Consider the following 13,873-nt stretch of genomic DNA (forward strand, 5'->3'; position numbering starts at 1 on the left):
CGCCTGGGTGAGGCCGCTCGTCTGCCAGGCCTCGATATGCCCCTGCCAATAGGCCGATAACGCCATCGCTCCACCTCGCGCAAAAGGCCGAGCATGACCGGGCGGCTCAGCGGATTACAGATGGGAGCCTTGAAGGCTTACGAAAGAGCCGCACATCCATCGCGAACAATATGGTATCTGTAACGTCAACCTATCTCACGATGGGCTGAAAGGGCGTCAAATAAAGATACCAACCCTTAAACATAATCAGCTTTTCAACATATTGATTGACGAATTTATTTTCCTCGGCAATCCAGGTTTTCGGCACAAAAACCACATCGAAAGGCCGCAACGGGAAGGAAACATGGGGTTGATCCAATGAGGATGATTTAAAGTCCAGCCGATAAGGAATAGGTTTCTCTTCGCCCCGCCTAATCACAATAACGCTGTCGCGGGCCGCCGTTTCCTTAAACCCACCCGCCTTAATAATCGCCTGCCACGCGCTCAACTGACTCGTCAGGTCCACCAGCCCCGGATGCTCCACCTCCCCATCAATAAATACCTGCTGATTCGCAAACCCTCTCACAGCGACATTCACCGTTGGATAACGTAATTTGCCAGAATAACGATTCTCCAAATCGGCGCTTAGCCCGGTAGGTGTCCGCCCAGCGGCATCAACCTCTCCAATTAGCTGCAAAGTGATTTTGCCATCGGGCCTGACGGGCAGATTTTCATTCAATTCTGGATTATAGAAAAACTTGATGTCCAATTGATCGCCCGGCTGAATGGTGTAGGCACCCGGGTTCTTCTGGGTATTCGGCAAAGAAGCGTATTGCAGATCATCGGGAATCCCGCCATGCTGGGAGCTACACCCCGCAATACCACTTATCACTAATATAGCTGTTATTATAATTCGTAAAATGTTGTTCATGATTTAATCCCGCAAAGTGTAGCCGAGTTATCCACTCAATCCCGATGTTTGTGTCTTAAAACACGGGCGGGATTGCCAGCCACAATACTATTGGCGGGCACATCCTTAGTCACAACGCTTCCCGCGCCGACAATGGCATTCTCACCGATGGTAATGCCGCACAATAACGTCACCCCGGAACCAATCGACGCGCCCTTTTTGACCCGTGTGGCGATACATTCCCAATCACTATCGGTCTGCAATTTTCCCTCCGCCGTCGTCGCTCGCGGATAAATATCATTGGTGAAGGTAACGCCATGGCCGATGAAAACATTATCTTCAAGGACTACCCCTTCACAAACAAAGCTATGGCTGGATATTTTGCAATTCGCGCCAATTTTGGCTCCTTTCTGGATCTCCACAAAACATCCAATCTTTGTGTTATCGCCAATTTCGCAACCATATAAGTTGACAAAATGGAATATCTTTACATTCAAACCCAACTTAACATCATCCGAGATTTTCTGTAGGGGGCTAAGTGTAATATCCATAGCAATTTCCTTTTTATGGGTTAATGGTCGGCACTGAATTCAGAATGCGGCGGGGGAAGCAAGCCCTCGTACAAACGCAGTAGGATCTGTTTCTCAGTCTCCCACCAGTAGGCACCACAAGCGGCCATTCCCTGCTCCAGCACACTCAGTCGCAGGGTGGGGTTGGCATAAACCAGCTCGATAACTTTCGCTAAGTCAGCGGCGTCATCCGGCTCAAACAAAAACAAGGAATCCTCGCTGAAGTAATCGAGTACGCCCGGCAAGCGTGACGCGATGGCGGGTATTCCCTTTCGCAAGCACTCAAAAACCCGTGTCGGGGTGGCAATATCAGTGAACGGATTGCGGTTATTCGGAATCACCCCCACATCGGAGATATCCAATGCCGACGCTATGGTTTCCAGTGTGGCATGGCCGTGGTATTGCACTATATCGGCCAATCCAAAATCGGTTCTGAGCCTTAGAAACTCGCCAACGAAATCCCCGTCGCCATACACATGAAACGAGAGATTTGGAATCTTGTTTTTGAGTAAAACCATGGTTTGCAAGGCGGTACTCAAGCCGCTTCGCTCGGTAATTGTGCCATGGCAAATTAACGTCAATGAATCCAATTTGAACGGTCTAGATGATGGCCTGCCAAGCTTGAAGATTCGCTCATCTGGCGAATTCAGCAATACTTGCATCTTGCGAGGGTCACAACCGCGATTGGCGAACAGCTTATGACAGGCCTTATTAGGCACCAACACCTGATCCGCGAAACCCATACACAATCTCTCAAGAACCTTCAACAATGCAATCGCGGAATGATCCTCTTGAACTTTGTATTTTGTAACGAATAGTTCCGGCATTGGATCATGCATATCCAGCAGAACCTTTGAGCCGAATAGCTTGGGAATGAGCGCGGTGAAGACTAGGATTTCAGGTATATTATGAACGTGGACGACGTCATAACGTCGCCGCAAATAAAGCCACGTAAGCATGAAAAAAGCGAGCAGTCCGAACCAGGCATATTCCCAGAGATAACTCAGCTTGCTGTTGCGGGTTTTTACTACGGGTAACCGGTATATATTCACTCCATTGACCGACTCGAAAAACGCCTCGCCGGGCCGTTTTGGTGAAATGACATCGACCGAATAACCAGCCTCTATCAAGGCTTCGGTTTCCCGCCGGGTGCGCGGCTCGGACGGGTAGGAAGAAAACGCCACCATGGCGACCCGCGACTTCATGTCGTTATTCATGCTTATAATTCCTGGGGAATCCTGAAAACATCCGCCAGCCGACCTAGCTGCTCCTTCCGCAGAAAGTCCCTTGCCGCCCGGGGAATCGCCAAGGGTTCCCGTGAAAAAGCGCCGTAGCAATACCCTAACAGCCTAATTAAACTACCAACGAGATAGGGTCTTTCATCGACACGGGAAAAGCATTTCGCCAGTTCAAACAGAGGGTGGAACCCAAAGTAGCTATCGACCCGGCCCAGATCAAAGAAAGGTTTATATTTATGACCAGATGCCGTTCCGCAATGGCGATGGTGCATGACAATGAGTTTGGGGAAGGTTTTGACTTTCCAGCCATACATGCGGGCCATTAAATCCGCCAAAGGGTCTTCCCCGCCTTTGGGTAATGGACGATAACCGCCAATCCGCTCAAAACATTCCCGGCGGAAATTCTGGCTGGCACCCGCAACATTCAAATCAATGGCCTGACGATGGGGGATAACATGTCCACCATGGTTTTCATGGATTAACCCCCCGGCAATACCCAGCTCCGAATCAGCCTGAAAACAAGTCATGATTCTTGAAAAATAATCCGAAGAAAACGTCACATCCGCATCTAAATTGCCTATCACGTCAAATTCACAAGCTTCAAACTCTCGCAAGGCTAGGCGCAAGGCATAAACTTTCGAGCCGAAAGTTCTATCCGCTGTATGATGGGTGCGCAGATAATGGATAAATTCGTATCTGCTGGCATATCGTTTAATAATGGAATCGGTATCGTCAGTGGAGCCGTCACTAATCACCACCCACTTCTTGGGCAATAAGGTTTGAGCCACCACGGATTGCAGCGTTCCTTCGATATACTTTTCTTCGTTACGTGCGGATGTCATTAACACGTAGGAAAATTCTTTGCGAATTCCATTCGACATATTGGTGGTTTCCCTTTGTTGTTGAAGTGCCTGCCGCCTCGGCGCAGCGAAGACGACAGACACATGGATAACTAAAACCGACTACTTATTTGGGACTCGGCGTTGTGGTTGCTCCAAACAGCGTGATGGCATCACTATAAGTCTTGATGTCAAATCCACCATTATTGTAAAAACCTGCCGGACAATTCACGATCACCGTCCTGGTACCATCCTTGACAGACCCAAACTTCATCAAATTCGCGACTTTATCAAGGAATGCCGGGGTTATATCGTACCCGTCCGACGGATCTTCACCTATCGTATGAGCCATGATGAGCGTCCAACGGTTATTATTGCATCCGTCAGACAGCCAGCCCGCCACCGCATCCAGTGTCGTGGCGCTTTCTAAAGTCCAGCTAAGCACCGTCCACGGATACGTTCCGCTGGCATTGTTTGAACCATCCATAGCCGTTCGGCCAGAGCGATAATACTGCTGTGCCAGTCCAAGCGAATTCGCATTGAATGAACCGTAGGGCCAGACAAAGTCCTGTATCGAAATATGGGTTTTGTAGGGTTCTTTATCGGCTAGGAATTGACCATTGGCATCCTTATTACTAGGTATGTTCTGGCGGGCCACACCTGATGGGCCACCGATATTGGTCCGAAGGGCTTCTTGGGATTTCTGAAGCTCATTGATGGCGGCAGTTTGGTTCAGCCTTGGAATATCAGCATGGGTTTTGCTATGCGACAGCACATCCCACCCGCCATTTTTAACCATATCCCATAATTGGGCATAGGTAACGCCGCCGGTTGATCCGATATTGTCGGTAAAGGGAGCCGACGAGGCGGGTATGCCAAGGCTTGCTAATTTAGGGTAGGCGACCGTATAGGTGCTTTTATATCCATCATCAAAAACCAAAGAAAGCGTTGGCTTTTGTGTTGGACGAACTTCTGCCCGTATATTATCGAAATAGGCATTACCGGCGGAGCGGTATAACCGGCCTAGAACTTTGACGCTTGCTATGGGTTCTTCTACATAGCAATCTGCATAGGAATTGACGCCGACGAATCGCCAGTCAAAGCTGCCGACATTGGCTAGGGTTTTGCAATCTAGGGAATCGCCACTGCTCAAAAGAAACCTAACCACCAAGAAAGCGCCGTATCCCGAGCCGGTTCTCGTTATCTTTTCACCTTTTACCCAACCAACCACGTCAACGGGTTGAGAAGTGCCTTGGCTGCCGAATGAAACAGTCTGGCAGCCAGCTGCCGATGTGACGCCACCTGTCAGTTTCATTACCTGGTTTGGTGCGCCCGATGAATTATTGACCGCCACACGGGTGTAAGTGCCCCATCCATTAATACAGCCACTCCCATCCTGCCAATAGGCGGCTTTATTCGCGGTGGTACCCGGCGTTGTGAACTCGCCGTTGTTTAATAACGTGGTAAGCGCTTGGGTCTCGGCCTCCGCTCTTACCCGATTGTCGCCGCCGAGCTTATCCCATTCATCATTAAATGTAGACGCTGATTCATCATCTTTGGTATTAGTTTTTTTCTTCCCGCATTTCAGTTCCGGGTTTAATTTACAGGTCACATCCCGGTTATATCTAATTATCTGCACTTCGGGACGCTTCTTATAAAGGGGTTCTCTCTTGCTTTCTCCTTTTCTAACCGACTCGGCCTCCGCAAACCCTGTTTGTAGTCCTGCGGCCAGCAGGCACAACATCGCCATCCGTGTCCTCTTATCCATTTGCGTACTCCTTTACTCTGTTTAAAGCGGCGTATCAGCAACGATTACTTTCCATGTCGTCACTAAACGACCTATATCATTCCTCAACAATTTAGTGAGATGAATGATTTTGGTTGCCAATTATCACCATTTGTAAGGCGAAACATTCGTTGTTTCGCAGGTGCAATTGTTAAATAACTGGCTGAACCGAGAAAAGTCAGTAGGAATACGTATGCCTCTATCGGGTACCTTTTGCGTGAATGGCGGACCGAGTTCTTCGCCTGCATCAAAGAAATCCAGCCGCTAAGCTAGCGCCAAAGCGGCGTTTGGTGGGTTTTTCCCGTGCCTCCCTGATTGGCTTATCCCATTGGATCAAATAGTTGAGCAAAACACGTAAAAATACTTATAGAAAAGTTTACAAATTCCCCTGATTCTATGAACTCGCTAATGCCCCAGAACGGAATCGTAACGCTTAGGGAATGATTCATGGACAATGCATCTACCAGCCACGATCAGCACAATCTAATAAATCTCCGGGATTTGCTGACGATCCTATTCAAGCGCAAGCATGAGATCGTAATTGTTTTCTTGATCGTCATGTTGGGCGTAATTTCTGCAACCTTGTTAATAGCCCCGACCTATGAGGCCAAGTCGGGCCTGCTGGTCAAGTTTGGGCGGGAATACATGCGGGATTACGCAAATCGCCCCAGCGACCGAGACGCGCCCCCGGTAATTTCTCAGGAGGATGTCATTAACTCGGAGATACAAATCCTCACCAGCCCAGATTTAATCGAAAAGGTTATTGATACCCTGAAAATAGAAAATATATACCCTGACTTGGTGGACAGCCCATCCTCTAGGATCACGCCCGCGCAGGCTGCTGCTATAAAGTTCATGAAAAATCTTAAAGCCGAAGGGATTAAAAATTCGACAGTCATACAGGTTTTATTCCAACACCATGATCCCGCCGTTGCCGCCCAGGCTCTGAACCTGCTTGTGGAATCATTCCGGGAAAAACATCTTCAATTGTTCAGCGAGCCAACCTCTTCTTTTTTAGAAAAGCAGCTTGCCGTTTATGAGCAAAAGCTAAAGGAATCGGAAAAGAATCTGGAAACCTTCAAACAACAGCACCAAGTGTTTTCGTTTGAAGAACAAATGACCTTGCTGCTGAGGCAACGCACAGAACTCGATAATTCTTTGAAATCTGCCCTAGTCCGGGTGGAGGAATTGCAAAAGCGCCTATTTACTTTACGGCGGATTGCGAAAAATGTGCTGGCGAATAAATCTTTTTACACGCAATCCGAACGGGAAAAAATTATTGTGGACGCCAGGGCTAACCTGCTTGACCTGCAATTAAAGGAAAAGCAGTTACAGGCAAAATATGATGAAAGCAGCCCATTAATTAAGCACACCCGTGAGGAAATAGAGCTTGTTCAACAATTCCTCACGGAACAGGATCGGGATGTTTCCACCAAGGTAAAAACGGGCAATATCATCTACCAGGAAATCGAAAAAGATATTGTCCGAACCGAGGCGGAACTAAGCTCCCAACAAGCCAATGTCGCGATTTTGAGCAGCCTATTCACCGACCAGGAAGGCCGGATCGAGGCGCTTAATAAAGACGAAATGGAATTGACCAATCTGAAACGCGCCAAGGATGCCAGCGAAAAGAATTACTTGGGTTATCTCGAACGGGTGGAGTCCGCCCGTATTTCCGATGATATGAATCGCCAGAAAATGGCCAATATAAGTATTATTCATGCGGCGGCCATACCAGCGGAAGCCATTAAACCGAAAAAGGCGCTGAATATTTTAGTTGGCCTGTTGTTGGGTGTGGTGGCTGGCCTTGGGTTCGCTCTGCTGTCCGAGTATTCCTCAAAAACGATATCCGATCCTAAACATGCGGAAACTCGCCTGGGACTGCCGGTACTGGCGACCATCGCCTATAAACCATAACCAAGGAGTCGGCCAAAACTATTGGGATATTATGATGAAACAAGTTAATTATTTACATGGCGTTCATGAGCAATTGCAGCGGTTTTTGGAAAATACCAAGCCGCTGAAACCTGAAAATGTCAAACGCCCGGAATCAAGACCCACCGTTAAGCTCCGCATGGCGGACGAAATTCTTGATCTTTACCACGCCATTTCATCGCTGTTACCGCTTGTTCAGGGCCGCGCCATTGAATTTATCGGTTCCGGTGACGAGGAAGGCACTTCGACTATTGCCAGCGAATTCGCCTGGGTGGCTCATGAGAAGTTCAATAAGTCGGTTCTGATTTTAGACGCCGACTCGCTGAGGCTTAGTCAGCATAGCTTTTTTAATATGGCGCCGGGATTGAGCTGGGATGATGTTCTCAAATCTGGCTCACGATTGGAAACCGCCATTTATCCAGTGGCTGGACCCCGTTTTTGTATCAGTTACCTCACGCAAGTCGATAGCCCCAATACGCTATCGCGATCCCTGATAAATCAGTCCATTGATTATCTACGGGAAAATTTCGACTTGATTATTATTGACCCGCCACCCGCGTTTTATTCTTCTTTGGGCATTGATTGTTGCCGGGCGGTCGATGGGGTGGTGTTAGTCATGGAGGCTGACTCGTCCCGCTGGCCGGTGATCCAAACCATTAAGCAAAAAATACAGCGGGAAGGTGGCAATATCCTGGGGGTAGTGTTCAATAAACGCAGGCATTATATTCCAAACTTTATTTACAAACTTTTATAGCCTAGGGTTCGACTATTTGCCGGACTGATTATCTTGACGGATAACATAAGCTTGTTCGTCTCTTATAGATAGCTCAACTGCAAAACGACGTTTTGCCCCCTCTCCCACGAGACAGGGCTGGGGTGAGGGCGATCAAATGAAGATTTCCTTCCACCGCCATATATATCAAGCTTTTTTCCTTTCCTATCGAGGTGGTTACACGCTTTCCATTGCTAGTATTTCCGCCACAGCCTGAGTCCATACTTCGCCAATTTACTGGCTTAACTTAAAAGGAGTTTACGATGAATGTCCCGTTTCTTGATTTAAAGCAACAGTATCAATCCATCCGGGGTGAAATCACCGAGGCGATTCAAAAGGTTCTCGACAGCGCGGCTTTTGCCGGTGGTCCATTTGTGACTGAGTTCGAGAACGAATTCGCCAATTTCTGTAAAACGGAGTATGCCATTGGTGTAGGCAATGGTACTGATGCCTTGTGGTTGGCTTTATGGGGCTTAGGCGTTATGCCCGGCGACGAGGTGATTACGGTTTCCAACACATTTATCGCCACGGTCGAGGCTATCAGCCTGTGCGGCGCGATACCCGTATTCGTGGACGTTGACCCAGATACTTTAACCATGGACCCAAAGCGTATCGAAGCCGCTATCACCACGAAAACAAAGGCGATTATCCCGGTTCATTTATACGGTCAAATGGCCGATATGGACCCGATCATGGCTATTGCCCGCAAGCATCACCTGGTGGTGGTTGAGGATGCCGCTCAAGCCCATGGCGCAGAATATAAAGGTCGCCTTGCGGGTTCGATTGGCGATGCCGGGTGCTTTAGTTTCTACCCCGGAAAGAATCTTGGTGCTTATGGTGAAGCCGGCGCGGTCGTCACCAATCACTCGGAATTGGCCCGCGTTATTCGGATATTGCGCGAGCATGGGCAATCGAAAAAGTATTACCACGAAAAAATAGGCTGGAATGCCCGTATGGACGGTATTCAAGGGGCGGTGCTGAGTGTGAAGTTGAAGTATCTGGCGGGCTGGAATGAAGCGAGGCGCCAACATGCCGCCGCTTATTCCCACTTGCTGTCCGGCATTGAATCAATCCGCTTGCCCGTGGAAGCAGCTTATGCCAAGCATGTTTATCATGTCTACCCTATTCATATCGAAAATAGGGATAATTTCATTAAGGTGATGGGCGATAAAGGTATTCATTGTGGTATCCATTACCCAGTTCCGGTGCATCGTCAAGAGGCTTATGCCCACCTCGGCCTACCGGCAGGCAGCTTTCCGATTTCGGAAAAATCCGCCCAGTCAGTGGTATCCTTGCCTATGTTTTCGGAGCTTGGCTCCCTGGATATTGAATATATCGTGGAAAACGTAAGGGCTTACTGCGATAACCTGTAGGTTGTTAGCCAATCGACGGATAGCATCCCGGTCAGGGATGTTATCCGTTTTGTTATTTAATTCATGGACGAGCATGGTATGGATAGCGGCGGAAGCAAAGCTTCACATTTGGTCGGCCTCACCCCAACCCTCTCCCGTGGAAAGAGGGGTCAGTATGCTGCTTTACCAGTTGAGTTATCTATATCTGGATTTACTAGGAGGAGGGCATCAGGAATGTTTAATCCACGCGGCACCAGAATTAAGCGGTTTATCGCAATTACCCTTGCATTGGTTTCCACCCTGCCTTTAGCCCACCTTTCCGCCGAACCATTTCCTCTCCCGCCCACCGGAACGCTTTACCATGGGGTTTACCCTGGTGGAATAACGGGTAACGAAGACGATATAAGTCCCGCCGATGTCACGGCTTATGAAACTTCCGTCAACAAAAAAGCGGCCTGGGTTTATTTTTCTAATAATTGGTATCAGGATAGAAAGTTTCCCTTGTCCACCGCCAGTTGGGTTCGCGACCGGGGCAGCGTGCCATTCATTCGTATCATGCTGAGGGACAGCCCGCTGCCCAATCGCGCCAACCGGCGCTTTACCTTAAGCAAAATACTGCGGGGGCAATTCGACACCGACTTTCTGAATTGGGCGCGGGCCGCCCGGGATTTCAACTCGCCCCTCTTGGTCGAGGTCGGCACCGAAATGAACGGGCGATGGTTTCCCTGGAATGGCAAATGGAATGGCGCGGGCATTAAGAATAAATACGGTGACCCCCGTTTGGCGGATGGGCCGGAGCGCTTCCGGGACGCCTATCGGCGAATTATCACCCTGATGCGTGAGGAAGGTGCCAATAATATTGGGTGGGTGTTTCATCCGAATAATGGCGATTATCCCGCCACGACATGGAACCGCTTCGAGAATTATTATCCGGGCGATGAATATATAGATTTGATCGGCGTCAGCGTTTATGGCGCTCTGACGCCCATGAGTTCTTGGTCGAAGTTTCGCGCCGATATGGATTTGGTGTATCCGCGTCTCGCCCGATTGTCAGCGGCGAAACCTTTGGCGCTGCTTGAGTTTGGCGTGACTTCCGGGAATGAGCGCGGCAATCAAGCCGTTTGGGCGGATGCGGCTCTGGCGGATATTGTGGCGGGCCGCTGGCCCCGTTTAGTGGCATTTTCCTGGTGGAATGAAACCTGGGAAAACGATGATATTCCCCGCCACAATACCGATATGCGGGTGCAAACCAATCCGGCGCTGGCCGAGGTTTTCCGCAACCGCCTAGCCGCCGCCAATATTCTGGATACCTTGGGCAGTTCGACGGTCGCGACGGCTTCTTTGCAAGCCGGCTTGGTCCGGGAAGAATCCGTCACCCTGGCGCCTGGTGCCAAGCTGCCCAGCGAGGCGGATTGCGCGGCTCGGGTGGCGTATGCCTTGCCCGAGTGGCGACCGCAGAACGCCGCCGCCAATCTCGCCACGCCGACGCAGGCCCAGCTTCAATCATTTCATCAGGGCGCCCATCGGTTTTTCGCGCCCGAGGTGATTCCCCGGATTACCGGCAATTTCACCGGCACCACCGACGAAATCCTCCAATGGGCCGCGTGTAAATGGGGTTTCGACGCGGAGACCGAGCGGGCCGTCGCCATGGTGGAAAGCGATTGGCTACAGGCCACGCTGGGGGATTGGGAGACGGACAATAACCTATGTCCGCCCGACCGGCGGAATAGCCGCCCCTGCCCCACCAGCTTCGGTTTATTGCAAGTGAAATACGAGGCGGATAGCGCCCCGGCCTACCCCATGACCCGGTTATCCACGGCTTTCAATGTGGATTACAAACTCGGCAGGCAATACGCCTGTTATCGAGGTTGGGTCGATTATCTGCGCGAAAGGATGCCGACGGCGGGTTATCCGGTTTATACCCAAGGCACGGACGAGGAAATGTATTGGGGCTGCGTCGGTTGGCATTACAGCGGCGGGTGGTATGACCCGGGGGCGATTGAATACATCCAGTTGGTGAAAGAGGAATTGAGGGCGCGGCGCTGGCGGTCGCCCTGATTATCTCCACGCTATTTGGAACAAATTACCTGATTAGTAAAAATCTTCAGGGTAGGGTGGGCATGTACTCATGCCCACCGATGCTTAATTCAACGGGTGTTTTGGTGGGCATGAGTACATGCCCATCCTCCGAAAGTAAATTGAGACAGCCTAGCCCAGTAGAGTGATGCCGCATTACAATCTGTTGTGTAAGTCTTGCTCTGCATCCTCTCGAAGGATGCCATGCAAGCCACGCCCCAACCTCACAGAACCTTATGGGGGAAATCATGCGGCCATCCCTTTGCATTGCCACACTCGCCATGCTCGCCCTATCCCACACCGCTGACGCCGGATCGGTGTTTCGTTGCGTCGAGAACGGCAAGACGAGCTTTTCCGAGACCGCCACGGGTCCAACCTGCCAGCCACTCAACATCAAGGACAACCCGCCCACCCATCCACGGGACTTGGCCCGCCAGCAGCAAACACTGGAGGAATGGAGCAGGCAGCGGGATTTCGAGGTGCAGAACATCCTGCGCCGGGAAGCCATCGCCCGGAGCGAGGAACTCAAGGCCCGGCTGAAGGCGCTCGGTCCCGCCCCGGCGCGGGCCGAGGCCCATGCGAGTAGGCGCCGCGCTCGGCGGCAGGGGGCGGTATCTCAAGGCACCCAAGCGCCGCAAGTCTCCCAGACCCGGCAAGCGCCCGCCGCCGCGTCGCATAGCCTGGGGAAATGACACCGGGGTTCCCCTGCCGGGTATACTCGAAAGCGGTATGTTCCACTTCGAGACCCGCGCCATGCCCCCCATCCTTAAGCGACGCCCCCTTCTATTCATCGGTTTGGCTTGGCTAATCAGCCAGCCCGCCACGGCGGAAGACGCCCCCGCCCCGCCCTGCCCGGATAACCCTTCGGCAACGATTTGGACCTCGCCCCTGCACCCCGCGCCCGGCCAGCCCGTCAACATCATGGCCGTGTTGACCGACGGCCCGGCGGAGACGCTGACCGCGTTCGGACCCGACGGCGCGGAAATCCCGCTGGACGCCATCCCCCGGGGTGGCCCGCCGTGGAGTCTCGGGGCGGATTTTCAGCCCGGCCAAGGGGGCGCGTATCGGGTTGAAATACGCCGGGGCGGTGAGCCGGTGGCCTGCCGGATGGTCGGCGTGGGACCAGGCGCGGACGAGGTGAACCCGCCCGCCGTGACCGATTGGAACACCACCGCCGAAGCCTTTTATGCGGCCTGGATCGAGCAGCTTTTCGACGGCCCGCCCGAGCAAAACCTGAGCTTCCCGTCCCTGGAACCCGTGCTGCGCGACCCGGCGCGGAATTTCTTGCACAACCATCTGCGCCAGAACGAAGACGCCCGCCTGCCCGCCACCCCGGATTGCGCCGACCTGCCCTATTTCCTGAGGGGCTATTTCGCCTGGAAGGTCGGCCTGCCGGTGGCGTTCCGCGCTTGTGACCGGGGCAGCGCGGCGCGGGCGCCCCATTGCGGCGGACCCACGGTGGACCCGCGTTTCACGCGGGGCGCGTTGCCCGCCACTGCGTTCAACGGGCTGATGCGGCAAATCGCCGACACGGTGCATTCCGGCAGCGCCCGCACCGCGCTCGGGTCCGACGCGACGGATTTTTACCCGGTGGCGCTGGAGCGGGATTGGCTGTGGCCCGGCACGGTGTATGCCGACCCCTACGGCCATACCTTGATGCTGGTGAAATGGATTCCGCAAACCGGCGGGCGCGGTGGCTTGTTGTTGGCGGTGGACGCCCAGCCGGACAATTCGGTGAACCGCAAACGGTTCTGGGAAGGGACGTTTTTGTTCGCCAACACGCCGGGCGCCGGTCCCGGTTTCAAGGCGTTCCGGCCCTTACAGCAAGACGCGGGCGGGCGGCTGCGGTTGCCGTCCAATGCCGAGTTGGCCCGTAGCGCCCCGGTCGCGCCCTATGCCGACGAGCAAGCGCGGTTGGCCCCGGAAGATTTTTATGCGCGGGTGGAAAAGCTTATCGACCCCAGCGGGCTGGCGCCGGAACAGGCGTATGAGTCCATGTTGGACGCGCTGGTGGAACAGGTGACGGGGCGGGCGGGTTCGGTCGAGACGGGCGAGAGTTATTTCCGGTCGCATCGCGGCGCGGTGGTGGCGATGCCGTCGGGCGCGGCGATTTTCGAGACCTTGGGCGCTTGGGAGGATTATTCGACGCCTTCCCGCGATATGCGTTTGCTGATCGCCATGAATGTGCTGGCGGGGCTGCCGGAACGCATCGTGCGCCACCCGGAGTTGTTCGCGCTGAACGGGCAAGCGCCAGAGGCGGCCAAGGCGGACATTGAGCGGCTGCACGTCCAGCGCACTCAGGCGCGGCGGGTTAGCTATAAGCGCAGCGATGGCAGCCCGTGGGCGTTGAGCATCGCCGAGGTGTTTGCCCGGCGGGCGGCGTTCGAGGTGGGCTACAACCCGAATGATTGCGCGGA

The 13,873-nt window shown here is 52.6% G+C and carries 11 protein-coding genes; 6 read left to right on the plus strand and 5 right to left on the minus strand.

Going from position 1 to position 13,873, the window contains the following annotated elements:
- Positions 1-190: 190 nt before the first annotated feature.
- From ACXWUF_RS08695 to ACXWUF_RS08715, 5 genes are all read right to left on the minus strand, one after another.
- Complete coding sequence (locus ACXWUF_RS08695) at positions 191-910, minus strand: polysaccharide biosynthesis/export family protein (protein ID WP_458494275.1); 720 nt, start codon at positions 908-910, stop codon at positions 191-193.
- A gap of 35 nt (positions 911-945) precedes the next feature.
- Positions 946-1,440, minus strand: coding sequence for an acyltransferase (locus ACXWUF_RS08700; protein WP_458494276.1), 495 nt, complete (start codon positions 1,438-1,440; stop codon positions 946-948).
- A 20-nt stretch (positions 1,441-1,460) separates the two neighbouring features.
- On the minus strand, positions 1,461-2,675 hold the full coding sequence (locus ACXWUF_RS08705; RefSeq protein ID WP_458494277.1) for a glycosyltransferase family 4 protein: 1,215 nt from the start codon (positions 2,673-2,675) through the stop codon (positions 1,461-1,463).
- A 2-nt stretch (positions 2,676-2,677) separates the two neighbouring features.
- Positions 2,678-3,577 (minus strand): glycosyltransferase, encoded by a 900-nt coding sequence (locus ACXWUF_RS08710; protein ID WP_458494278.1) that lies wholly within the window; start codon positions 3,575-3,577, stop codon positions 2,678-2,680.
- 85 nt (positions 3,578-3,662) lie between these two features.
- Positions 3,663-5,303, minus strand: a complete 1,641-nt coding sequence (locus tag ACXWUF_RS08715) for a polysaccharide deacetylase family protein (protein ID WP_458494279.1) — start codon at positions 5,301-5,303, stop codon at positions 3,663-3,665.
- Positions 5,304-5,768: 465 nt separating this feature from the next.
- Here ACXWUF_RS08715 and ACXWUF_RS08720 point away from each other — a divergent pair, with 465 nt between their 5' ends.
- The 6 genes from ACXWUF_RS08720 to ACXWUF_RS08745 form a co-directional block, all read left to right on the plus strand.
- Positions 5,769-7,238, plus strand: a complete 1,470-nt coding sequence (locus tag ACXWUF_RS08720; protein ID WP_458494280.1) for a GumC family protein — start codon at positions 5,769-5,771, stop codon at positions 7,236-7,238.
- A gap of 31 nt (positions 7,239-7,269) precedes the next feature.
- Positions 7,270-8,010 carry a hypothetical protein gene (locus tag ACXWUF_RS08725; RefSeq protein WP_458494281.1) on the plus strand — a complete coding sequence of 247 codons (741 nt, stop codon included), beginning with the start codon at positions 7,270-7,272 and terminating at the stop codon, positions 8,008-8,010.
- Positions 8,011-8,291: 281 nt separating this feature from the next.
- Entirely contained in the window at positions 8,292-9,401 is a 1,110-nt protein-coding gene (locus ACXWUF_RS08730) for a DegT/DnrJ/EryC1/StrS family aminotransferase (protein ID WP_458494282.1), read from the plus strand.
- 480 nt (positions 9,402-9,881) lie between these two features.
- Complete coding sequence (locus ACXWUF_RS08735) at positions 9,882-11,438, plus strand: glycoside hydrolase family 26 protein (RefSeq protein WP_458494283.1); 1,557 nt, start codon at positions 9,882-9,884, stop codon at positions 11,436-11,438.
- A 266-nt stretch (positions 11,439-11,704) separates the two neighbouring features.
- On the plus strand, positions 11,705-12,148 hold the full coding sequence (locus ACXWUF_RS08740) for a hypothetical protein (RefSeq protein WP_458494284.1): 444 nt from the start codon (positions 11,705-11,707) through the stop codon (positions 12,146-12,148).
- A gap of 37 nt (positions 12,149-12,185) precedes the next feature.
- On the plus strand, positions 12,186-13,873 hold a 1,688-nt coding region (locus tag ACXWUF_RS08745; RefSeq protein WP_458494285.1), incomplete at its 3' end, for a hypothetical protein.

It is taken from the genome of Methylomagnum sp., from assembly GCF_054333355.1.

Bases quoted from the DNA above. Each gene is read 5' to 3' on its own strand.
- ACXWUF_RS08700 (WP_458494276.1), bottom strand. From the start codon at position 1,440: ATGGATATTACACTTAGCCCCCTACAGAAAATCTCGGATGATGTTAAG.
- ACXWUF_RS08725 (WP_458494281.1), top strand. From the start codon at position 7,270: ATGATGAAACAAGTTAATTATTTACATGGCGTTCATGAGCAATTGCAG.
- ACXWUF_RS08710 (WP_458494278.1), bottom strand. From the start codon at position 3,577: ATGTCGAATGGAATTCGCAAAGAATTTTCCTACGTGTTAATGACATCC.
- ACXWUF_RS08705 (WP_458494277.1), bottom strand. From the start codon at position 2,675: ATGAATAACGACATGAAGTCGCGGGTCGCCATGGTGGCGTTTTCTTCC.
- ACXWUF_RS08715 (WP_458494279.1), bottom strand. From the start codon at position 5,303: ATGGATAAGAGGACACGGATGGCGATGTTGTGCCTGCTGGCCGCAGGA.
- ACXWUF_RS08740 (WP_458494284.1), top strand. From the start codon at position 11,705: ATGCGGCCATCCCTTTGCATTGCCACACTCGCCATGCTCGCCCTATCC.
- ACXWUF_RS08730 (WP_458494282.1), top strand. From the start codon at position 8,292: ATGAATGTCCCGTTTCTTGATTTAAAGCAACAGTATCAATCCATCCGG.
- ACXWUF_RS08695 (WP_458494275.1), bottom strand. From the start codon at position 910: ATGAACAACATTTTACGAATTATAATAACAGCTATATTAGTGATAAGT.
- ACXWUF_RS08720 (WP_458494280.1), top strand. From the start codon at position 5,769: ATGGACAATGCATCTACCAGCCACGATCAGCACAATCTAATAAATCTC.